The sequence below is a fragment of the Nitrincola alkalilacustris genome (assembly GCF_008973755.1).
Taxonomy (GTDB): Bacteria; Pseudomonadota; Gammaproteobacteria; order Pseudomonadales; family Balneatricaceae; genus Nitrincola; species Nitrincola alkalilacustris.
The window spans coordinates 522,356-546,129 of sequence record NZ_WBOM01000002.1 but is presented as its reverse complement, the minus strand read 5'-3'; the positions used below and the strand labels follow the sequence as shown (position 1 = coordinate 546,129).

Genomic DNA, 23,774 nt, shown 5'->3' with positions numbered 1-23,774 from the left:
GCTGTCAATCCACACTGTGCATATAGAATGGCAGCGTTACACCACCGGGAATGACACGATTAAAAGGCTCGGCATGAAGATACCGTGCAGGTGCCGGTGGGAGGGTATCGGTGTATTCAGGCCAGGTATTAAGCCACTGAAACTGCGCCTCAACATTCGCCAGTACCGCCCAGTTCAAAGCCATACGCCAGATGATCCCCTGCTCCATTTGTGCCAGCTCTGCGCTGGGGAGACCGCTGAAATCCGCATGCAGCTGGCGAGCTGACTCCGGCTGCTTCTGAATGAACTCTATGGCCATTGCGTAACCAGATAGAATGCGATCCATCAGATCAGGATTGGCTTCAGCAAAGCCTCTGCGCGTTACAATCAACCAGTCTACCGTATGGATCTCCCGGGCAGTGAAAGTGACAGCATTTCCAGCCAGTGCCTGCTGTATCTGAAGCCCCCAGGGATCCCAGCTCACCACCGCATCGACCTCCCCAGCCAGCAATCGCTGTGACTGCTCGGATATTGGTATATCGACCAGAGTTATCTCACTTTTCATCAATGCATGTGTAATAGCAAAGCGGTACCAGGCAAAATGTGCAGATGTGCCCAGCATAACGCCAACACGCCGCCCATTGAGTTCCTCCGCTGAGTGGATGCCACGGTCGGCCGCTGCAATGATATAGTGAGACTGATTGGAAAGACTGACCGACGACAGGATCACCAGATCGTCGCCATCGGCTCCCACCTGTTCAGACGTTCGCAAAAGCTGAATTGCCACTGGGGAGGTTGCAGCCAGTGCAACCTCCAGATCGCCACGTAACAGACTCTCCAGCGCCTCTTTACCTGAGTTGAAGTAAAGCACTTCAATCGGAGGTTCAGCAGAATCAGGATTAAAATACCCCTTCAGATCAGCCACTTTTGTTGGTGCATCAGCTACCCAGCCCGATCCACCAAGACGGACAGATGAAGAGGCCACAACGCCAGAGGCAGAGAAGAGGAGCACCACAAGCATGAAAGCCGAAAAGCGCATCCTGCTGAATTTTAGCTTATACATACAGGGTATCCAGTCATGTATGGTATCCATTAACGACCGCGCATCAACTTGCGCGAGCCTGCTCCCCGCCAGAACCTGCCTCGAAACCCAGAGACTGCCAAAAGATATAGCTGGGAATAACCGACAATACAAGTCACATCAATACTTTGCGCTGTTTATCCAGCCTTGTAAACCTTGACCAGCTGGAAATAGAGATTCACATCAACACTGTTGAACAGATATGTATTACACTGAATATGTCCGCTCTACTCAGGACTACCAGGCTCTCAGGAGAACATCAGGCATGGGGCTTTTCAAAAGGAGTTCAACATTCGCAGAGCTGTCAAAGTGGCCATCTGAAAAACGTCTGTCTGTAGTCTGGAAGCCCCTGGCTTCCGTCAGCCTTATTACGCTATTCCTGCTGGAGATGTTTACCCAGCTGGGGTTTTCGCATGGCATGCTCTACTGCCCGCTTCTGTTACTTCTGGTGTGCTCAGGCAGCACTCAGCTAATCACCTTTACCTCGGCTGCTGCAATGACCCTGACAGCACTGGGGTACTTTATTTCCCCACCTGCGCCTGAAGGCTTTTCGCTTTACCTGATCATGGGTAATCGTATCTTCAGCATCATCGCTATCGGTCTGACAGGGTTGCTATGCATGAAAACCCTGCGCGATATGTCCGGCTTGAAAGCGGCCAACAGGAAGCTGAAGATAACTGACTCCAAACTGAAAGAGCAGAATCGCATACTGACCATGGCCGGCAAGATTGCGCAGTTTGGCGGCTGGCACTTTGATGTTGCCAGCCAAACCATGACCTGGTCGGATGAAGTTGCGGTTCTTCATGGCCATGCCCCCGGTTACAGAGCAACGCTTGAAGAGGCGCTCAGTTACTATACCGAAGCCAGTCGTCCGGAAATTGAAAAGAGCTTCAATGAATGCGTGTCAAAAGGGATCGCCTTCGATCTGCAGCTGCAGATCAACACGCTGCATGGCAATTCGCTCTGGGTAAGAGCAATAGGCCAACCGATCCTGGATGACAACAGAAAAGTCTGTGCCGTGGAAGGCGCCTTCATGGATGTAACAAGCCAGAAGCGCATTGAAAAAGAGCTGGAGTTGAGCGAAAACAACTTCCGCAAACTGGCTGATAGCATGCCGATTATAGTCTGGACCACCAGGCCCGACGGCAAGATTGAGTTCTTCAACTCACTGCTGACAAAGTTCACCGGTGTACCTGCTGAAGCCCTGTCAAAACCAGGCGGCTGGATGATGGTTATCCACCCGGATGATCGTGAAAACACGGTTAATTGCTGGCAAAGAGCTGCTAAAAGACATGAGCCATACCGTGTCGAATTTCGCATTCTACGTGCAGATGGTATCTACGTATGGCACCTGACTCGCGCCACTCCGATACGCAATGCCGATGGCCAGATCCTTCGATACTATGGTACATCGATTGATATCCAGGAGTTGAAGGATCTTCAAAGTGAAACCGAATACCTTGCACAGCGCCTGACCAGCACCATAGAAAGTATCACCGATGGTTTTTTCACACTGGATAAACAGTTTCGCTTCACCTTCATCAACAATAAAGCGCAGACAATACTGAAGAAACACCATGACCAACTGATAGGAAATGTGATTTGGGAAGTCACCGATATTCCGCAAGACAGTGAACTGATCAGGCAGTTATACAGCACTCTCGATTCAAACCAGCCCACAGCTTTTGAAACGCATTGGGAAGCTGATGATATGTGGTTGGATGTGCGTACCTACCCGGCAGCAGATGGTATGACAGCCTACCTTCAGGATATTACACGGCAGCGTAAGGATCAGGAGCAGTTACGCCAGGCTCAGCGTCTGGAATCGCTCGGACATCTGACCGGCGGTATCGCACACGATTTCAATAACCTGTTAACCGTTATAATCGGTAATGCCGAACTGCTGATGGAGGAGCTGCCAACGGATGATGACAAATGGCCACTGGCTGAGATCATCTGTAATGCTGCCAGTCGAGGCTCTCAACTGACCTCCCGACTTCTGGCGTTTGCACGGCGTCAACCTCTTGATCCCAAGGTGATTGATATCAATCAGACAGTCAATGACATGACATCTTTGCTGCAACACGCGTTGGGAGAGCATATCGAAATCAGCCTGATGGCAAAGTCTGAGATCTGGCCAGCCCTGGTCGACCCCGGACAGCTTGAAAGTGCTCTGCTCAATCTGGCCATCAATGCCCGCGATGCCATGCCCTCAGGCGGCAAACTGACTATTGAAACAAACAATATTGAGCTGGATGAGTCCTACGCCTCTCATCATGGCGAGATAGCACCGGGTAAATATGTGGTGCTGGCCCTTTCTGATACAGGTTCTGGTATTTCGCAGGAGCACCTGCCGCGTGTATTCGAGCCCTTTTTCACCACCAAGGAAAAAGGAAAGGGTACCGGACTGGGTCTGAGCATGGTATATGGCTTTGTGAAACAGTCTCAGGGACATATCAACATCTATTCTGAACTTGGAGAGGGCACCACCATCAGGATCTATCTGCCACGCGCCACAGATAGTGAGGAACAGCCAAGCACCAGCGCAGAACTGGAGCGCAACCAGCAGGGTAATGAAACAATTCTATTGGTTGAAGACGATGACCTGGTTCTTCAGTTTGCCAAGCGCCAGCTCGAGCTGGCAGGCTATCAGATTATAGCTGCTGAAAATGGGCCAACGGCACTGAATATATTCAAGAGCCGTCAGGATATTGACCTGCTGTTTACCGATGTGGTGATGCCCGGAGGCATGAGCGGACGCGATCTTGCCGGACTGTGCCAATTACACAACCCGGCGCTGAAAGTACTCTATACTTCAGGTTACACACAGAACTCCATTGTGCATAACGGACGGCTTGACCCAGGCGTAATGCTGCTTGAAAAGCCTTATAAACGACAGGATCTCCTGCAAAAAGTGCGCGAAGCACTGAGTGAACATCATGAATGATGCCCCGCCCCCAGCTCACAGATTACTGATACTGGATGACGACCCCATGATCGGTCAGACAATACGCCGTATCGCCAAAATGGCTGGCTGGGATGCGGAGTTCACGACTGAAGCAGAGCTTTTCTTTACACAGGTTCAGGAGTGGTGCCCGGATATCATCGCCATCGATCTGATCATGCCGGGTCAGGACGGGGTTCAGGTCATGACAGAATTGGCCAGGCGTACATGTACGGCAGGTATTATCATTACCAGTGGCATGGGTGGACGCGTTCTGGATGCTGCCAGTCGTTCCGCCTCAGAGCATGGGTTGAACATTCTCGGTGTGCTGCCCAAGCCCTTCTCTCCTGCCCAGCTCCGCAATCTGCTTACAACGGAAACACCAGCAGAGCTATCCTCGACGATGCCTGCAGTCAATGTCCCACAGCGCAGCAGCCCATCTCTTAAAGTTGCCGACCTGCAGCAAGCACTGGACCAGGGTCAGATTCAGGCGTTTTATCAGCCCAAAATAAACTGCTCCAATGGTGCTCTTTCTGGCTTTGAAGCGCTGGCCCGCTGGCGCCATCCGGCTTTTGGTTTCATCGCACCCGATCAATTTATCATGCAGGCCGAAGCCCATCATATGATCGAGAAGCTGACGGAGCAGATGGCAAAAACATCATTAAGCTGGTTTGCTCAATTCTGCCAGAGTCCGGAGATACAATCACACTCAGGCATCAATCAGGGACAACCTATCAAGTTATCACTGAATATTTCGGCCCTTTCGATTGGAGATATTGCGCTGTTCGAACAGATAGAGAGCTACTGTCAGGAACTGAAGATTCTACCGGAGCAGATCATTTTCGAGCTGACTGAAACCAGTGCCATGGAAGACCCCACCGCCTCACTGGATACGCTGACACGCTTGCGCATGAAGGGCTTTCAACTCTCTCTGGACGATTTCGGTACGGGCTTCTCCTCCATGCTGCAGCTGGTGAGATTGCCTTTCACCGAGATCAAAGTGGATAAATCCTTTGTCCTGACGGCACGGCAGTCACAGGAGTCCAGAACGGTCGTGAAGTCGATCATTGATCTGGGACACAGCCTGGGGCTGGTCACCACAGCAGAAGGAATAGAGGATCAGGAAACCTTTATCTACCTGCGCGAGAACGGTTGTGACCTGGCTCAGGGATATCTGATTGCACACCCCATGCCGGCAGAAGATGTCGCCAACTGGATTGAAAACTCTGGCATTGATGCGCTGATAGGCAAGAAATTTTGATTAATTGAGGCAGTATGAAACAGCTCTATGACATGGGCGTTTGTCTTTTAATAGGCAGGAAGAACCTGAACCGGGTACCTGCTCCGAGCTCTGACTCTACCTCCATTGTTGCATTATGCTTCTTGAGAATACTGTAACAAATTGCCAGACCCAGCCCTGTCCCCTGCCCCGGAGGTTTGGTAGTGAAAAAAGGCTCATATATTCTGCTTAACGTTGCCTCATCCATCCCAACGCCATTATCAGCAACCTCAAACCAGACCCTGTCACCCTCCACCCAGGTCGACAGGGTTATCACTCCTGTCTCTTCTATCGCGTGCGCAGCATTGACCAGCAGATTCATAAACACCTGATTGATCTGTGAAGGCACGCACTCAACCAGCGGTAAATCACTGAACTGTTTCACTATCTCAGCTTTGTATTTGATCTCATTATTAACAACACTCAGCGTACTGTTGAGACCCTTGTACAGATCTACCTCCTTGTACTCATCACCATCATCGTAGGAAAAGTCCTTCAGCGCCGACACAATGTCAATAATTGTTTCCACACCATAGACAGACTCACTCAGCAGATCCTCAAGATCCTGTCTGATATAGGTATAGTCGATGTTTCGCTTGACCGCCTTGACCTCTTCAAGGCTTGATGATGTATCAATCGTATCAATAATTGTCTGCAGATCGCGGATATACTTCGCCATGATCTTTAGATTGGAAAAAACATAACCAACCGGATTATTAATTTCGTGCGCGACACCTGCCGCCAACTGCCCGATGCTGGCCATCTTCTCTGAGTGAATAAGATGGACATCCAGCTCTCTGCCAGTATGGGACACAGGCTCACCCAAGCTGTCATCATTCATGTTGATATTCCAGCACAACCAACTCCCTGATATACACATTCCTGTCTGATTCACTCAGACATCTGAACACCCTTGTTCACTATAGCTGAAAAACACTCTTATAACTGAATAAGCTTGAATCGAGCAATTGAAAGGACTGTTTATCAATTGCCCGAAGGTTATCAGCAACTGAATTTTATCAGATCAGTGTTTATGATCATGATGGCCATCAGCAGCCGCTGCTCCGTCACTCATCGATTGAACCCAGACCTCCACCTCCAGTTCGCTGCCATCTGAGAAAGTCAGCCAGAGTGGAAAGTGTTCTCCTTCCACCAGAGGCTGTTTCAAACCGATCAGCATCAAGTGATATCCACCACCGGGACGCATCTTGATCACTTCACCCGGCTCCACCCGCAGCTCTTCGATACGGAACATACGCATGGTGCCATCCTTCATTTCCATATCATGTATTTCAACCACATCCGACAGCATCGAGCGGGCATCCACCAGTGCTATGGCTTCATCTCCCTGATTATCAAGATCCAGAAATACACCTCCGACTCTTGCTGCCGGAGGTGTCGGCATGGAGAAGGGGTGTACGACTCTGAGATCACCTGCATGAAAATCATGTGCAGCAACCTGCACCGCTGCCATAAGACTTGTCAGCACAACAACTACGCTCGCTATGAGTTTACGCATGATAAAAAAGATCCTTTCAGGATTAAAAAAGAAATGTCATGTCAGGTAGTTGAGCACAGATCGAGGCGGAGCCCGGCTGGGAGGTTGAGGAATGATGAGCAATCGCAGTGATTGCTGTTGATAGATTGCCGGTCTTTCTCCGGTGAGCGGAGGCAACTGTAATTGCCGCTCCCCGCCTGTAGCCATTACCTGTCCCGTAAGGCAGATGAGACAGTCGATATGATCCATAGCCGGACCACCTGAGCCAGGCAGCTCAACCCGAACCAGTTGAACACCACCATGCCAGGTACACAGCTCCACCGTTTCGAAGCGTCCGCCAGTTACAGACATATTCAGTGCAGCCACGGACTGAGACAGCATGGCCATAATGGCCAGACTGATCAATACCTTGCGAGACAGGTCAGTGTTGAATACCATATTATCCGACTGAAAAAGACTTTGCCCAGAGAGTAACACCCTTGCTCAAAAAACCAAATCGGTTTACTGCACTTTCTGCTCTGAGGAGCGCTCCAGTTCAAGCGCAGCCCTTTCCGTCAGCTCTGACGGCAACTCCTGCTTGACCGCCACCCCCAGATCTCTGAAATCAGCCGCCTGCTTGATCAGGTTCCCCTTGCCATCACACAGCTGCCCCAGCGCTCGATCATAACTGTCCCGGGCACTGTCGAGTTTTTTGCCGACATCCATCATGCTGTTGAGGAAAGAGTTCAGCTTGCGGTAAAAGCTTTCGGCCTTATCGGCCAGTTCTGCAGTATGCCGGCTCTGATCTTCCAGACGCCAGAGCTGACGTACCAGGTTCAGGCTCGTCAGCAGAGTGCTCGGGGTTGCCACCAGTATATGCCGTTCGATGGCTCGCTGATGCAGACTGGCATCATGACGAATTGCTTCACTGAAGGCCGATTCTATCGGGATGAACATGATCACCAGATCAGGGCTGTTGATCCCTGGCAAACGGTCATAGTTCTTGCCTGCCAGCTCATCGATACGTGCTGCAATTGCTTTGCAGTGTTCACGCAACGCGATCTGACGCGACTCATCCTCTTCAGCATTCACATATCGGGTATAGGCAGACAGGGAGGTTTTGGCATCAATCACCAGATGTTTGTTCTGTGGCAGATACACCACAACATCGGGCCGAAAACGACCTTCGTCGGTAGTGAAGCTGACCTCACGGCGATAATCCAGATCCGGCCTCAAACCGGCGCTGTCCAGCACGTTTTCCAGTATCAGTTCACCCCAGTTGCCCTGCATCTTCTTCTGCCCCTGCAGCGCAGTGGATAACTGGTGTGTCTGCTCGGTGATCTCTCGATTCAGCGCCTGAAGCTGCTTCAGCTCCATGCGCAGCTCTGCCCGCTGCTGCAGTTCCTGCTCATGAATCTTTTCGACCTTATCTCTGAAGCCTTTCATTTCGGTCTGCATGGGCTGCAGCAGCCCGATAATACTGCGCTCATTCAATTCGGTGAAAGTACGCCCTTTGCGCTCCAGTATCTCTGTCGCCAGCAGCTCAAACTCCTGCTTCAGACGCTCACGGCTGTTTTCCAGCTGCTGAATCTGCTCGGCAAAATGTCCGTCCTTCTGTTGTGTGGTCGCTCTCAGCGCTGCATGCTGAGTCTGCAGCAGATGGTACTCGGCCTGCAGATCCTTATGGGCCGTTTTCTCCTCCTCCAGCCACTGCTGATACTGATCGCTCAGCCGCACCTGGCCCCGCCAGGCCATCACCGCCAGCAACAGCAGTGCCGCCAGCAGCGCCAGCACACCCCAGACTGCAGGCTCAATAACCGGCATCAGTGTTCACCGGACTGCAGCGCTTTCTGATTGGCCTCTTCCACCTCTTCATCCAACGGCTCGCTTCCAAGCATGATACCGATCCAGGCCGTACTGTGATTCTGCTCCAGTGCAATCTTGACGATCATGGTCAGCGGGATGGACAGGAACATTCCGGCCGGACCAAACAACCAGCCCCAGATAATCAACGACAGGAACACCACCAGCGGTGACAGACCCAGTCCGCGCCCCATATATCGCGGCTCTATCAGATTACCCATGATCACATTGATAGCGACATACCCCGAAGCCACCAGCATCGCATCACCGACCCCAAGCTGTACCAGGGAAAGCAGCACAGCCGGCACGGCGGCAATCAGTGAACCGACATTGGGAATATAGTTCATCAACATCGCTATCAGTCCCCAGAGGACTGGAAAATCCACATCCAGAAACCAGAGCCAGCAGGTCACCAGCACCCCGGTAATAAAACTGATGGTGGTCTTGATCATCAGATATTGATTAACCTGGCGCATGAAGCCACTGGCACTGGAGAGCTGTTTGGTTGCATTGGGCAGTGCAACACGCAGCTTTTTGGAGAATGCGGCCTCTTCCAGCAACAGAAAGATGACGATAAACAATACAAGGAAAAGGTTGGTCAGCAGAGAGCCAACATTCGCGAGCATGGTACCGACCAGCCCCATCGCCTGACCCGGATTGAAATGATCCATCACCAGATCCTTGCTGAGCGGCAGGCCGTGGCCTTCAAGATAAGGCAGCAGATCAGCCATGATCTCCTGCATGCGCACCTGATAGTTGGGCAGGCGAGAGATGAAACTGTCTATCGACTGTGTCACCACCGTGACCAGGATGCCGCCAAACACGACCAGCGTCAGTAACACGATCAGCACCGACAGAGCAGGAGGAACACCCCGCTTGGTCAACAGCCTCTGAAAAGGCATACTGATGATCGCCACAAAGAGTGCCAGCATGATCGGTATAACGATGGTTTCTGCTGCTTTCAAACCGGCAATAATGACAATCACTCCCGCCAGGCCCAACAGCCATTTCAGCCCCTGACTTTCCTTCATCATGGTATCCAGACCCCAGTGCATGCTCATAGTGGGTTAATTTCGCTATGATTGTATAACGTATCAGGCGCGAATGTCCTGCATACTGGACTTTCCTTGTGAAGAGCAATCCAGCTTGGCTGACACGCGTATGAGACTGATTGATCTCACTTTTTGATGGCTGACTTTTGACAACTGACTTTGATGAACGACTTTCGATGAATGAGCACAGATGCTGACAATAGAGACGTTGAATAAGCAGTATCCTACCCCGCAAGGGCCACTGACGGTATTGAGGGATATCAACCTGACTCTCGGAGCGGGCAGTAGTCTGGCCTTGATGGGCGAGTCCGGCAGTGGCAAGAGCACGCTGCTGCATCTGGTCGCTGCACTGGATACGCCCGACACGGGCAAAATACACTTTCAAACGCAGGAGCTCAGTCGGTTGAGTGAGTCGGACCGTGCTGACTACCGGCGCCGTCATCTGGGGCTGGTATTCCAGCAATTCAATCTGATCCCCAGCCTCAGAGTCAGAGACAATCTGGCATTTCAGGCCAGGATCGCCGGACGTTTTGATCCGCAATGGCAGCAGACGCTGATCAAACATCTGGGTCTTTCAGCACTGCTGGATCGCTATCCTGAGCAGCTTTCAGGCGGTCAGCAGCAGCGTGTTGCAATAGGTCGGGCATTAGCCGGAAAACCTGATCTGGTGCTGGCAGATGAGCCCACCGGCAGCCTGGATGAAAAAAGCGGGGACCAGGTGATGGCTCTGTTTCTGGATCTGATACAGGAAACCCAATGCAGTCTGTTGATGGTCACACACAGCACCCGACTCGCCAGTCAACTGCAACAACAGGTACACCTGGTGGCAGGCAGTCTGACATGAACCACAGCGCTATTTCTCGCGCTCGGCAGCGGCTGAACCTGCTGCGCTGGCTGTTGCAGACACTCTCCAGCCACTGGCTCAGACACCCGGTGCAACTGGCCACGCTATTCACTGGATTGATGCTGGCAACTGCCCTGTGGAGCGGTATTCAAGCTCTGAATACTCAGGCACGCAGCAGCTATGATCGTGCCGCCACGCTGTTCGGCAGTGACGCAACAGAACGCCTGATCAGCACACAGGGACAGACCTTTCCCCAGCAACTCTATATCGAGCTGCGACGGGGAGGGTTTCGGGTCTCGCCGCTGCTTGAAGGACGCATCCGTGTCATGCAGCAGAATCTGCAACTGATCGGCATCGATCCGGTCACCCTGCCAGGGGATACTCGTATCGCCAGTGTCAGCAGTGGTCAGGGCAGCCTTAACCAGTTTCTGACCCCACCAGGACAGACATACATCGCACCGGAGACGCTTCAGGAACTGGGGCTTGCCGCTGGTGATCAGCCGCTTGTGGCCGCACATCACCTGCCACCCCTGACGGAACGCGCTGGTTTACCACCCGGGCTGCTGGTGGTGGATATCGGAGTTGCTCAGACACTGCTGGGGCAGCCGGATCTCCTCTCGGCACTGCTGATCCCGGAGCTGAGTGATGACGAGCGTGAACGCCTGACTCAATACATCAAACATTCCACGAAAGAAGAGCTTCGAGTCGCTTCCAGTGACGAGGAGGCTGATCTGGCACGCCTGACAGACAGCTTCCATCTCAACCTGACTGCACTGGGACTGCTGGCCTTTGTAGTCGGCCTGTTTATCGTGCATGCGGCCATGGGAATCGCCTTCGAGCAGCGCAGATCACTGTTTCGCACCCTGTGTGCCTGCGGTGTTTCAAGAGGTGTCCTGATACTGGGTTTGCTGCTGGAGCTGTTGCTGTTGGTTCTTCTGGCAGGTGCAGCCGGCATGATCGGCGGTTACCTGATTGCAGCCTGGCTGCTGCCGGATGTCGCAGCGAGTCTCAGAGGGCTGTATGGCGCCAGTATCGCCGGGCAGCTTCAACTAAGCCTCTGGTGGTGGCTCAGCGGGCTCGGTATCTGTCTGCTCGGCGCATTGATCGCGTCGGCTCAAGGGTTGCTGCAGAGCTATCGCCTGCCGCTGCTCAGCATCGCGCAACCGGACGCCTGGCTGCAGCGCCAGCAGAGCCTGCATCGAAAACAGGGAGTTATCGCGCTGCTCTTGCTGTTGGCAGCGCTGATCGCCTGGCAATCACAGGCGGGACTCATCGCAGGATTCATTATGCTTGCAGGCCTGATGCTGTGTATCACGCTGTTGCTGCCGGTGCTGCTAGGTGCCCTGCTGCAACTGGCCGAGCGCCGCAGCCGTTCAGCCTTCATGTTCTGGTTCTGGGCCGATACCCGGCAACAGCTGTCTGGCCTGTCGCTGGCCCTGATGGCTCTGCTACTGGCGCTGTCGGCCAATATCGGCGTTGGCACCATGGTTGAAGGATTCAGACAGACCTTCACCGGCTGGATTGATCAGCGTCTGGCATCTGAAGTGTATCTGCGCGCCGAAAATGAGACTCAGGCTCTGGCAATGGTTGAATGGCTGGAGCAGCGACCGGAAGTGGAAGCGGCACTGCCTGGCTGGAGCACCGAGATACAGTTGCAGGGCTGGCCGGTGCAGCTTCAGGGGTACAGGGATCACGCCACCTATCGTGACAACTGGCCACTGCTGCAGCGCAGTGATGATGCCTGGACGCAACTGGCTCAAGGCAGCAGCGCCATGATCAGCGAACAACTGGCCAGGCGTCTGTCGCTGAGTCTGGGAGATGAGGTCCGTTTACCGGGGATTCAGGGCGATCTGCCGTTGAGGCTGGTTGCCATCTACCCCGACTATGGTAATCCCAAGGGTCAGATTATTCTGAATCTGTCCCTGCTGAAGGCCCACTGGCCAGAAGCTCAACGGGGCAGCTTTGGCATCCGACTGGATCCACAGGCCGCACCTCAGTTGATCAGTGATCTGCAAGCCTCATTCAACCTCAACGCCTCTCAGGTGATGGATCAGGCCAGCCTGAAAAGCTGGTCGACTGCGATCTTTGAGCGTACTTTCACAGCCACCAGCGCCATGAATGGGTTGACTCTGGGTGTAGCCGGAATTGCACTCTTCAGCAGTCTGATTTCGCTGGCAAGCAGCCGCCTGCCGCAACTCGCTCCGGTCTGGGCACTCGGCATCACCCGACGCCAACTGGCTCTGGTCGAACTGCTGAAAACCCTGCTGCTGGCTGGCCTGACCGCATTAATAGCCATACCACTGGGCCTGCTGCTGGCCTGGTGTCTGGTCTCGGTCATCAACGTGCAGGCGTTTGGCTGGCGCCTGCCGCTGCATCTGTTTCCGCTGCAATGGTTGCAGCTCTTTCTGATGGCCATCATCACTGCCCTGCTGGCATCCATCTGGCCGGTGATGAAGCTGGCCCGAACCTCCCCTGCCACACTGCTGAGGGTTTTCGCTGATGAACGCTGATGTGGATACAGTTATGCATTTAAACAACCGCCTGAAGCCGGTTCTGATCGGGCGTGTGCGAAAAGCTACTGCAGGACTGGGGCTTTTACTGCTTTTATCACTCCTGACTGGCTGCGATCAAAGCGCAGAACGCGCATCGCCCAGCGGGTTTGCCGGTCTGGATGCCAGCGGTGAAGGGTTTACCGAGGTGCTACCCGGTCACACCCTCAGTTTTCCTGAGGACCATGCGCCACACCCAACCTTCCGCACCGAGTGGTGGTATCTGACTGCAAACCTGCAGGGGCCGGATGGCACACCCTATGGTGTTCAATGGACCCTGTTTCGACAACCTCTGGATGCCGATACACCCAGAAGCGGCTGGCAGAATCAGCAGTTGTGGATGGGACATGCAGCCATCACCTCTGCCGAACAACATCTGCACAGTGAAAACTTTGCCCGTGGCGGTATCGGCCAGGCCGATGTGCAGCTGACACCCTTTCATGCCTGGATCGATAACTGGCAACTGCTCAGTCTGGCCGATACAGGTGATGATCCGCTGTCTCATCTGCACTTGGAAGCAACAACAGAAACCTTCAGCTATCAGTTGAGCCTGACAACTGATCGGCAGGTTGTGTTGCAGGGCGATCAGGGTTTCAGCCTGAAGTCAGAGCAGGGACAGGCATCCTACTACTACAGCCAGCCTTTTTTCGCTGCAGAGGGCGAGTTACAGATTGGAGATCAGGTGATCCCCGTTACCGGGCAGGCCTGGATGGATAGGGAGTGGAGCAGCCAGTGGCTGGCGGAAGGACAGCAAGGTTGGGACTGGTTTTCGTTGCATCTGGAAACAGGCGAAAAGCTGATGCTGTTCCAGCTTCGCCATACAGCCGACAAGCCCTTCCACTCCGGCACCTGGATCAGTGCCGAAGGCAATACAGAGCCCCTGCAGGATGCCGTGGTGATCATGACGCCTCTGCATCACACCCCTGTTGCCGGCAAGCAACTGCCCACTGCCTGGGAGATCGAGATCCCCCATCGCGAGCTGAAGACCCAGGTATCAGCACTCAACCCCACTGCCTGGATGGATACCACCTATCCTTACTGGGAAGGGCCGATCAGCATCGATGGCAGCCATCAGGGGGTTGGCTATCTGGAGATGACCGGCTACTGATATCACCAGATAGCCTGACCTCGTGCAGAAGTACAACTAGGCCCGAAAGCGGCTGATCTGGCGTTGCAACTCAGTTGCCAGTTGCTGCAGTTGCTCACTGCTGCTGGCAACCGTGCTCGCCGCCATCACCGTATTTTCAGATGCCTGAGTAATATTAAGCAGATTGGAGTTCATCTCCTCAGATACCTGGCTCTGCTCCTCTGTTGCTGACGCTACCTGCAGCCCCATATCCCTGATACTGTCCATATGAGTAACGATCCGCTGCAGCTCCTTGCCGGCATGCTCTGCCGTCAACACACTTTCATCAGCCCGGATGCGGGAGCGCTCCATCACTTCAACTGAACGCTGCGCCGCCGAGCGCAGACGATTGTTCAGATCACTGATCTCATCGGTGGACTCATGAGCACGTTTTGCCAACTGACGCACCTCATCAGCAACCACTGCAAAGCCGCGCCCGGACTCACCTGCACGCGCAGCCTCAATCGCGGCATTCAACGCCAGCAGGTTGGTCTGTTCCGAGATCGCCTTGATCTTGCCCAGCACTTCGCTGATCTGCACTGTGTCGGTTTCCAGCGCCTTGATCACACCGGCAGCCATTTCAATCTCGCTCGCCAGTGCCTGAATTTTCATGACGGTATCTTCCACATCGTGACTGCCCTCGTCCGCCTCATGATCTGCCTCATCAATAGCGGTCGAGGTGTCACTGGCACTGCGCGCAACCTCATGAATGCTCGCAGCCATCTGGTTCATGGCAGCGGAGAGCAATTCGGTCTCACGAGTCTGCTTGTCCAGTGCCTGACTGGTGGCCTCAGCACTGCGCGCAAGATCAGTTGCACTGCCGGAAACCTGTGTGACAGAGGCTGCCAGTTGCTGAATCAACTGCTGAAAAGTGTTCAACGTGTCATCAATACGCCGACCCGCTCTGCCCAGCTCATCCCGACTGGTCAGGGCAGTCCTCACGCTCAGGTCTCCCTCAGCCACCTGAGCCATCACTTGATTAATCCTCTCAAGAGGACGGATAACCGAGCGGGCAACAGGCACGGCAACAGCCACCAGCAGTATCAGCCCCGCTATCAGCACTGCAGCCATGATAAGCAGATTGCGCTGGAATGAGGTTGCCAGATCATCAATATATACCCCACTGCCAATTACCCAGCCCCAGGGTTCAAATACTCTCAGATAAGAGAGCTTAGCAACAGGTTCGGAGCCGGAAGCACGTGGCCAGTTGTAGCGAAAGTAAGCACTTCCGGCACCACGGTTTGCCAGTTGCGCCATCTCGACAAACAGTGCTCGACCATCGTCGGTACGAAAGCCGGTCATATCCCGCCCCATCAGCGCAGGATTACCACCATGCGCGACCACATGCGCCTGCTTATCTATCACAAAAAAGTACTCTTCGCCCTGATAACGCATGCTCTGCAACAACTGCCGCACCTGAGCCTGAGCCTCATCACTGCCAACGCCTTCACTCTGAGCCTGAGTGTACTGGGCCTGTACCAGGGAGTAAGCGCTGTCGATCAGCGCATTAAGTTGAAGCTCTCGCTCCTGTTGCAGCGAGTTGCGCATGGTGAAGAGTGCCAGACTGGTCAGAATCACCAGCTCAACTCCAGCCAATAGAATCAGGATCAGCAGCTTTTTGTTAATCGCCAGGTTTTGAAACATGGTGTAGGGTCCTTTACGTAGTTCACGCCATGAAATTGGCCTGCATACCTGCAGACATAAGTCTTAGATATTGGGATAGAATTCGGTTAGAATATAGACGCTAGCACGGATGTCTGCCAAGTAGAACGCCTTCTGCTTTTCACTAATATATAACAAATCATCTATTGATCAGGATCAATAAAAGGCAACCGTGTGCGTTTGAATATCAATGAAAAAACCGTGCCTCGCCTGCACCTGATCGGCACGCTGATCACGATTCTGCTCCTGACGACACTTCTGGGTGGATACCTCTCCTGGCAGGCCGCTCAAGATTATCGCGCCTCCATCACTCGTATCAAGGCCGCTGCCACGGCCGAGCAGCAGAACCGACTGCAAAACGAGATGGACTCAGCTATCAGCTATATTGACTTCACTCGTTCCCGAACCGAGGCGATGCTGCGTCATGGCATACGTGAACAGGTAGACAACGCAATACAGATGGTGGAAGCGATCTATCGGCAAGCGTCTGCTGAACACTCCGAACAGGAGATCAAACGTCTGATCGTTGAGGCACTGCGGGATATTCGCTTCTTCGATGACCGGGGTTATTTTTTCATAGACGATATGGATGGGCAGTTCATTCTGCTGCCGACCGCCCCCCAAGTTGAGGGCACAATGGGTATCGATAACCGTGACGATACCGGCCATTACATCATGCGCGGATTGATCGAAGCAGCGCGGTTGCCTGCAGGCGAAGGCTTCTCGAACTATCGCTGGTACCGACCCGACAATCCGACCGAGATGGCTGACAAGCTGGCCTATGTACGCTATTTCGAGCCCTTTGACTGGCTGATCGGTACCGGCGATTACACCTATGAATGGGATCAACTGCTGAAACAGGAAGCCCTGGCTCGCTTTCGCAGCTTCCGCTTTGCGGAAAGTGGTTATATCGGATTGATAGATGAGATGGGTTACTCACTGCTGTCACCCAATGATCCAACTCTGGAAGGAAGACACTTCAGTGACATGCCACCCATAGAGCGCGAAGCGATCAAGTCTTTGTATGAGCATGCTCATACAGGCGGTGGCTTCATTCAATATGAATTTTCCGACCCGGGTTCTGATACGACCTACCTGAAAACCGCACTGGTCAACACAACTACCCCCTGGGGCTGGATTATGGTTGTGACCATGAAAGATGATGAGATGAAAGCCTCTCTGAACAGGGAACTGGCTGAACATCAAGCCTCGTTGGGCAAGCAGGTCTGGACACTCACAGGTGCCGTGACGATTGCCTTGATCATCGGTGTTGCAGCATCTCTGCTTTTTTCCTTCTGGTCACGCAACCTCTTTGCCCGCTACCATGCAGACAATCGCGCATTCAGTCGTGCGTTACAGAAAAGCCAGGAGCGTTATCGACTGATTGCCAACAACAGTAATGACATCATCTGGCTGATAGATCTGCCGGAAAAAACCTTCAGTTACATCAGCCCCTCGGTGATGAGACTTCTGGGCTACTCCCCTGATCAGGTGTTGATGCACCCATTTGATAACTCCCTGACACCTGAATCATTGATCCGGTTTGAACATCAACTACAGCAAGAGATCGCCAGAGTCAGATCAGGTGACATGGCAGCCTGTAATTTCAGCATTGAACTCTACCACCCATGCAAGGATGGCAAGGTACTGCCGACGGAGGCGGTATTGACACTATTGCTGGATGAAAACAACCAGCCCAGACAACTTCTGGGGGTTTCCAGAGATATCACAGAGCGCAAACGCACCGAGGGCCAGTTGCACCTGGCAGCCAGTGTATTCACCCATGCACGCGAAGGGATCATGATCACGACCGCAGATGGCGAAATACTCGATGTGAACGAAACCTTTACCCGTATCACCGGATTTACCAGAGATGAAGTATTGGGCCAGAATCCACGTCTTCTCAACTCAGGCCGACAGAGTCAGGAATATTACAGACATCTATGGCAGTCACTGATCAAAACCGGACACTGGAGCGGTGAGGTCTGGAACAGGCGCAAGGATGGCGAAGTCTACGCAGAGATGCTGACCATCAGTGCCGTCAAGGATGCTCAGGGTAACACCACCCACTTTGTATCGCTTTTCTCTGATATCACCGATCTCAAACGCCATGAACAGCAACTGAGACATATCGCGCACTATGATGCATTAACCCATCTGCCAAACCGGATTCTACTGGCGGATCGCATGCATCAGGCGATGGCGCATACGATCCGCCAGGGGCAACTTCTGGCTGTTGTTTATCTTGATCTGGATGGTTTCAAGGCGGTCAATGACACCCACGGCCATCAGGCCGGTGATACCCTGCTGATCAAGGTTGCCGGCCGAATGAAGGAGGCCCTGCGTGAAGGTGACACCCTGGCTCGGCTGGGTGGCGATGAATTTGTTGCGGTACTGGTCGACCTGGACAGCCAGGAAACCTGTATCCCGATTCTGGATCGTCTTCTGAAATCAGCCTCCCGACCGATCCGACTAGATAGTGCCAGGGTTGAAGTATCGGCCAGTATCGGTGTTACCTTTTACCCGAAAAGCACCTCAGAAGGCCTGGCAACCGATGCCGACCAGCTTCTGCGTGAAGCCGATCAGGCGATGTATCAGGCGAAGATGTCCGGCAAAAGCCGCTACTGTTTTTTTGATCAGATCGTGTCAGACAACACCACAGACATCGCCTGATACAGGGAAAAAATGCTATAACCTTCATACTGAACTCAGAGTAATGGAGGCGATCATGTCGGGTACAGAAGCCGCATATCAGGCGGGCGAAGGATCATCACTGGCGATTGACAAGGCGCTCTATGACCGCATCAGAGAGACACCGGGGCGCAGGCTGATCGAGTCGCACACCATCCCTATCCGCAGTGGCCGCGCCTGGACAGTGCCGGCTGGTCATGTATTTCGGATCGTGACACTGGAGGGCCCGCAGGTTGCGGACCTCAATCTGTGGAATCTGCATAACCCGCGCGAGCGCTTCTGGGCCTCCCGCACACGCCAGATTCAGCGCGCTCATATCAGTATTCATGATCGCCTGTGGAGTGTTCTACCCTATCTTCGCCCCATTGCCACCATTACCGACGACAGCCTGGCTGACTATGGTGTGGATGCCGAGGGTGGGCGTCTTCATGATCTGCTCGGCACGCGTTGCGACCCCTATGTCAATCACCTGCTGACCGGTGAGGATTTCGACTTCCATTGCCACTCCAATCTGGTGCGGGCCGTGCTCCCATTCGGACTGGATGAGCGGGATGTGCACGATGTGCTGAATGTGTTCCAGTGCACTGGGCTGAACGAGCAGGATCAGTACTTCATGAAGGCCTGCCCTGCCAAGAAAGGCGACTATCTGGAGTTTTTTGCCGAGATAGATCTGCTCTGCGCCCTGTCAACCTGCCCCGGAGGAGACCTGTCGGTACCCCTGTGGGGGCCGGAGGCACGCGATCCACTGGAGGTGTGTCGCCCGCTGGGCGTCGAGATCTATCAGCTCGCCCCCGATACGCTCGAAGGCTGGGTGGCACCAGAATCACCAGCCTATCGAGGCGGGCATGGCCTGCGCCAGCCGGAGGTCGACTGGACGGCAATCAAAGCCGAAAAGTTCGGCAAGGGATAGCGGTTTAACCGCAAATACGCAGCGTACTGACCCCCAGCCCGCTGCTCTTGCTGACCTGTATCTGCACTGGAATACGCTCCTTGAGCGACTCGACATGGCTGATGATGCCAATCGTCTTGCCACTGGCATTGAGGTTATCCAGCGCATCCAGCGCAATCTCAAGGGTTTCGGCATCCAGCGTGCCGAAGCCCTCATCCAGAAACAGCGAATCGATACTGGTCTTGTGGCTGACCAGATCAGACAAGGCCAGTGCCAGCGCCAGACTGACCAGAAAACTTTCGCCACCTGACAGGGTCCGCGTATCACGCGCAGCATCCGCCTGCCAGGTATCGATCACCTCCAGATCCAGCTCGGCCCCAGGCTTGCGCGCCAGTTGATAGCGGTCATGCAGTCGATGCAACTGCTCATTAGCCAGTGAGATCAGGTGATCCAGTGTCAAACCCTGAGCAAAGCGGCGATATTTGTCTCCCTCACGCGAGCCTATCAGGCTGTTCAGACGCTGCCACTGCTCATGAATCGCCTGCTGCTGAGTGATCTGCTGCTGCAGTGCTGCCAGTTGCTGCCGCCGTTCCAGATCAGCCTGAATACGGGAGGACAGCTGCCCCTGTCGATGTCCCAGTTCGCGCAACTGCCTGGTGATCTCCTCCTGCCCTGCTCTGAGCTGCTCCAGCGCCAGTTCAGTCAGAGACTCGCTCTGCAACGCACCCAGCAACTCTGTCGCGGCCTCCAGCCTTGAGGTTGCATCCTGTACCCGCCGCTCCAATGTCTGCCTGAGCTGGATCAGCGTCTGGCGCTCAGTCTCCGGCAGCAGGGCGGCTCTGAACGCGACTTCATCACTGAAGGGGCTCTGCTCCAGCGCCTGCAGCCACTCCTGCTCACGTTCATCTGTCTGTTGCGCCTGACGCTGGTAAATCTCCTGCTGAGCCTGCAGCTGCCCTTCCAGCCGACTCATCTGCTCCAGCAGACTCTCCATTACTCTTATCATCTGTGGCAACGCCGAAGATGCCTCTTCAGTCAGCGACTGCCCTTGTTGAACACCCTCGCTTGCTGTTGCGACCGACTCTCCGTTCAGGTCGGTGCATCGCTGCTGCAGCTCCTCAAGGCGCTGCGCCTGCTGCTGCCACTGCGCCTGCTGCTGATCAAGCTGCACCTGCTTATCCTGCAGCAGGCGCGACTGATCTATGGCCTGTTGCAACTCCTGCTTCTGCAGCTGCACTGCACTGGAGGCCTGATCCAGCTGCTCTATCTGACTTTTCAGGGCTTTCGCGTCAGTCTCCTGCTGCTGCGCATAACGCTCCAGTGCTGCCTGATCGGACAGCACGGCATCCAGTTGAGTACAGTAGCCTCGCCACTCCTCCTCTGCCTGCTGCCACTCCAGCTCAAATCGCTGCCGCTCCTCCTCCATTTTCCCCTGTTCGGTCAGCAGGGCTGTCACCCGATGACCCACTGCTTCACCCTGCTGCCTGACCGCCTCCCACTCCTGCTGCTTGAGCAGCAACGCCTGCTCGGTCGCCGAACACTCCAGCGCCTGATAGGCCTCAATCGATGGATGCTCATGCGAGCCACACAGAGGGCAGGCCTCATCCGGCTGCAGCACGGCACGATATTTTTCCAGCGCCATGATCCGCTGCTCCTGCAACAGCAGGCGCTGTTTATCCTCCACCTGCTCTTTCAGGCTTTTCCAGCTGTCCCGCAGACTGTCCCTCAGTTTGATCTGTTCGGTCAGCTCCGGCTGCAACTGTTCAAGGCGGGCCCGGACCTGCTGTCGTGACTGCTGCATCCTGGTCTGTTGCTTCACCAGATTATGCAGCTGCTGTACCACCCTGCGGCGATCGTCCAGCACACTCTGCTGTTGCTGCAGCTTTTGCCTGAGCTCTGCTTCCGACAGTTCCCCCAGTAGCACGTTGACTACCGACTGAGCAGCAGCCAGTTGCCTGTCGAGCAGTTGCAGTGAAGCCTCGGCAGTCTGTTGCGCCTGCCTGAGGGATTGCTGCTGTGCTGTCAGTTGTGCTTTGCCCTGTGCCAGTGCCTGACTCGCCTGCTGCTGCCGTTGCAACCACTGTGACAACAATTGTTTGCGTGAACCGATCAGCTCGCTGCGCTGAGTTTCGGCCTGCTTCATTGCCTGCAGGGCTTCCTGCCGGCTCTGCCATGGAAAGCGCAGGCGCTCAGCTGGTTCACTGTGATCAAGGCGCTGCAGATCAGCCTGCTTCGCCTGTTGTTCGGCGCTGGCCTGCTGTTGCTGCTGCCGACACAGCTCGGCCTGCTGCTGCGCCTGATCCAGTTTCTCACGCCAGTTGATGAGCGCAAGCTGCCGGTCGCGCGCTTCTGTTATCCTTTCTTCCTGCTGCGCCAACTGACTGCGCTCGGCTTCCAGCTCTGCCAGCAGCTCATCACTGAGCAGTTCAAACCCGCCCATGTGGCTTTTCAGGAGTTCCAGCGCCTGATTTTCCTGAGCGGTGCGTTCGTACACCCGCTTGGAGATGACGCCGTAGATATCACTGCCAGTCAGCTCCTCCAGCAGTTCGGCACGCTCGTTCGGGCTGGCATTCAGGAATGCCGCAAAACCTCCCTGTGCCAGCAGCATGGAGCGGGTGAAGCGGGCAAAATCCAGACCGGTCAGTTGCTCGGTCATGGCGAGTTTTTCATTGATTCTGCTGCTGAGTATCTCACCGTCGGCGATGCGGGCCAGCTCAGCCCGCGGCGCCTGCAGATTTCCATCCACCCGATCACGTGCGCGGCGCTGGCTCCAGAAGGCGCGATAGCCGACGCCCTTCACTTCGAACTCAACCTCGGCAAGCGCTTCGGCGGTATGGTGGGTCATCAGCTCATTGCTGCTGGCAGAGACCACTTTCATGCGCGGTGTCTGGTGATAGAGTGCCAGGCAGATTCCATCCAGCAGCGTCGTTTTGCCTGCTCCTGTAGCACCGGTGATGGCAAAGAGGCCATTATCGCCAAACGGCGCCTGGGTGAAATCTATCTTGAACTCGCCTTTCAGTGAGTTGAGGTTTTTCAGGCGCAGCGTGAGTATTTTCATGCCTGCTGTTCTCCCTGTGGCTCAGAACCCTCCTCATGCGCTATCTGTTCCAGCAGCTGCCGGTACATCAGCAGCAGTGACTGGCGCTGCTCTTCGTTCATATCCTCCTGCTCCAGTCGCCGCATGAACACCTCCTCCGGTGTCAGCTCTGCCAGCGTTTCCCGCAGTTGCACGGCAAGTCCTGACACCGCCTGACTGCGCTCACGGCGGATACGCAACACCTCCAGCGGCACCCCCTGTGTCAGGGTCTGTATCCGCTCCTGCAGATCATTCAGGTAGCTGTCGGCACGAACTGTGACCTCCACCCAGACCGGGCATGCCTCCGTTCCCATCGCCGCCGCCTCCTGCAGCTGGCTCGCAATCTGTTCCAGATCCCCCTTAACCGACACCATTGGACGCCAACGCGGGACCTTCAAAGCGCTGACCTGCTGCAGTGCTGTCGTATCAAACTCCACCAGCAGCACCTCCTTCTCCTGCTTCACCTCATCGAAACTCAATGCAATGGGTGAGCCGCAATAGCGCAGATGTGCCTGCCCGGCCACTTGTTGCGGCTTGTGGATATGTCCAAGTGCCAGATAGTCTACCGGCGGAAAGGCATCAGCCGGTAACGCATCAAGTGTTCCGATATAGATCTCACGCACCGACTCGGTCAGGGTAGCCCCCATCACCGTCAGATGACCGGTGGCGATAATCGGCAGCTCCCTCCCCAGACTCACACGTCTGGCCTGTGCCAGTTCCCATATCTGCTGATACTTGTCACGAATGGCCAACCCCAGCGTCTGCTGCTTTTCAGCACTACCCTCCCCCGCATGGCTGGTGATCAGCTCACGCGGGCGCATGAAAGGCAGCGCGCACAGCAGCAGGCCCGGCTCACCGTCACGATCCGGTACCAGCAGCAGATGCTCCTCCGGCTGGGCCAGGCCCGGCAGTACATGGGTATTGAGGCAAGCCAATAAGGCCTTGGACTCATGCAACATCGCCACAGAGTCATGATTTCCGCCAACCACCACCAGCTGTGCCCCCGTACTCTGCAGCGCCACGACAAAGCGGTTATACATTTCGCGCGCATAGCTCGGAGGTGAGGCCGTATCAAAAATATCACCCGCCACCAGCACCAGATCCACCTGATGCTCGATCACCTGTTTAATCAGCCAGTCAAGAAAGGCCTGATGTTCGGGCTGGCGGCTTTTGCCGAAAAAGTGCTGGCCCAGATGCCAGTCGGAGGTATGGAGCAGACGCATAGCGGTCCCTGTCAAAGACGTTAAGCGGGTATGGTAGCA

Annotated in this window: 16 protein-coding genes; 7 read left to right on the top strand and 9 right to left on the bottom strand. The window is 54.6% G+C overall.

Features of this window, described 5'->3' with window-relative positions; genetic code table 11:
- Positions 1-4: 4 nt before the first annotated feature.
- Positions 5-1,042, bottom strand: a complete 1,038-nt coding sequence (locus F7R27_RS05325) for an ABC transporter substrate-binding protein (protein ID WP_168927432.1) — start codon at positions 1,040-1,042, stop codon at positions 5-7.
- Positions 1,043-1,325: 283 nt separating this feature from the next.
- Between F7R27_RS05325 and F7R27_RS05320 the strand changes: the two genes are divergently transcribed.
- Positions 1,326-4,007 carry a PAS domain S-box protein gene (locus F7R27_RS05320; protein WP_168927431.1) on the top strand — a complete coding sequence of 894 codons (2,682 nt, stop codon included), beginning with the start codon at positions 1,326-1,328 and terminating at the stop codon, positions 4,005-4,007.
- Positions 4,000-5,265 carry an EAL domain-containing response regulator gene (locus tag F7R27_RS05315; RefSeq protein WP_151703164.1) on the top strand — a complete coding sequence of 422 codons (1,266 nt, stop codon included), beginning with the start codon at positions 4,000-4,002 and terminating at the stop codon, positions 5,263-5,265. Before F7R27_RS05320 ends, F7R27_RS05315 begins: the two co-directional genes overlap by 8 nt.
- Before the next feature lie 25 nt (positions 5,266-5,290).
- Here F7R27_RS05315 and F7R27_RS05310 read toward each other — a convergent pair whose 3' ends face one another.
- From F7R27_RS05310 to F7R27_RS05290, 5 genes are all read right to left on the bottom strand, one after another.
- On the bottom strand, positions 5,291-6,124 hold the full coding sequence (locus F7R27_RS05310; RefSeq protein WP_168927430.1) for a sensor histidine kinase: 834 nt from the start codon (positions 6,122-6,124) through the stop codon (positions 5,291-5,293).
- 183 nt (positions 6,125-6,307) lie between these two features.
- On the bottom strand, positions 6,308-6,802 hold the full coding sequence (locus tag F7R27_RS05305; protein ID WP_151703162.1) for a copper chaperone PCu(A)C: 495 nt from the start codon (positions 6,800-6,802) through the stop codon (positions 6,308-6,310).
- A 36-nt stretch (positions 6,803-6,838) separates the two neighbouring features.
- A complete protein-coding gene (locus F7R27_RS05300; protein ID WP_151703161.1) occupies positions 6,839-7,219 on the bottom strand; it encodes a DUF2946 family protein in 381 nt (126 codons plus the stop codon).
- A 63-nt stretch (positions 7,220-7,282) separates the two neighbouring features.
- Complete coding sequence (locus F7R27_RS05295) at positions 7,283-8,584, bottom strand: DNA recombination protein RmuC (RefSeq protein WP_151703160.1); 1,302 nt, start codon at positions 8,582-8,584, stop codon at positions 7,283-7,285.
- On the bottom strand, positions 8,584-9,654 hold the full coding sequence (locus F7R27_RS05290) for an AI-2E family transporter (RefSeq protein ID WP_151703159.1): 1,071 nt from the start codon (positions 9,652-9,654) through the stop codon (positions 8,584-8,586). The genes F7R27_RS05295 and F7R27_RS05290 overlap by 1 nt, the downstream gene beginning before the upstream one ends.
- Positions 9,655-9,865: 211 nt before the next feature.
- Here F7R27_RS05290 and F7R27_RS05285 point away from each other — a divergent pair, with 211 nt between their 5' ends.
- From F7R27_RS05285 to F7R27_RS05275, 3 genes are read left to right on the top strand one after another with little or no spacing between them, the layout of a single operon-like run.
- On the top strand, positions 9,866-10,519 hold the full coding sequence (locus tag F7R27_RS05285; RefSeq protein WP_151703158.1) for an ABC transporter ATP-binding protein: 654 nt from the start codon (positions 9,866-9,868) through the stop codon (positions 10,517-10,519).
- Entirely contained in the window at positions 10,432-13,029 is a 2,598-nt protein-coding gene (locus tag F7R27_RS05280) for an ABC transporter permease (protein WP_206060381.1), read from the top strand. The genes F7R27_RS05285 and F7R27_RS05280 overlap by 88 nt, the downstream gene beginning before the upstream one ends.
- A 13-nt stretch (positions 13,030-13,042) precedes the next feature.
- Complete coding sequence (locus tag F7R27_RS05275; RefSeq protein ID WP_151703156.1) at positions 13,043-14,176, top strand: lipocalin-like domain-containing protein; 1,134 nt, start codon at positions 13,043-13,045, stop codon at positions 14,174-14,176.
- A 36-nt stretch (positions 14,177-14,212) separates the two neighbouring features.
- Here the strand turns inward: F7R27_RS05275 and F7R27_RS05270 are convergent, their stop codons facing one another.
- Positions 14,213-15,838: a methyl-accepting chemotaxis protein gene (locus F7R27_RS05270; protein WP_151703155.1), complete on the bottom strand. Its 1,626-nt coding sequence runs from the start codon at positions 15,836-15,838 to the stop codon at positions 14,213-14,215.
- A gap of 192 nt (positions 15,839-16,030) precedes the next feature.
- Here F7R27_RS05270 and F7R27_RS05265 point away from each other — a divergent pair, with 192 nt between their 5' ends.
- Positions 16,031-18,529 carry a cache domain-containing protein gene (locus F7R27_RS05265; protein ID WP_151703154.1) on the top strand — a complete coding sequence of 833 codons (2,499 nt, stop codon included), beginning with the start codon at positions 16,031-16,033 and terminating at the stop codon, positions 18,527-18,529.
- A 55-nt stretch (positions 18,530-18,584) separates the two neighbouring features.
- Positions 18,585-19,457: an urea carboxylase-associated family protein gene (locus tag F7R27_RS05260; RefSeq protein WP_151703153.1), complete on the top strand. Its 873-nt coding sequence runs from the start codon at positions 18,585-18,587 to the stop codon at positions 19,455-19,457.
- Positions 19,458-19,461: 4 nt separating this feature from the next.
- On the opposite strand, the gene sbcC is transcribed toward F7R27_RS05260, so the two are convergent.
- Together sbcC and sbcD are read right to left on the bottom strand one after the other, a co-directional pair.
- Positions 19,462-22,494 (bottom strand): exonuclease subunit SbcC, encoded by a 3,033-nt coding sequence (gene sbcC, locus F7R27_RS05255; RefSeq protein ID WP_151703152.1) that lies wholly within the window; start codon positions 22,492-22,494, stop codon positions 19,462-19,464.
- Entirely contained in the window at positions 22,491-23,735 is a 1,245-nt protein-coding gene (gene sbcD, locus F7R27_RS05250) for an exonuclease subunit SbcD (protein ID WP_151703151.1), read from the bottom strand. The genes sbcC and sbcD overlap by 4 nt, the downstream gene beginning before the upstream one ends.
- Positions 23,736-23,774: the final 39 nt, after the last annotated feature.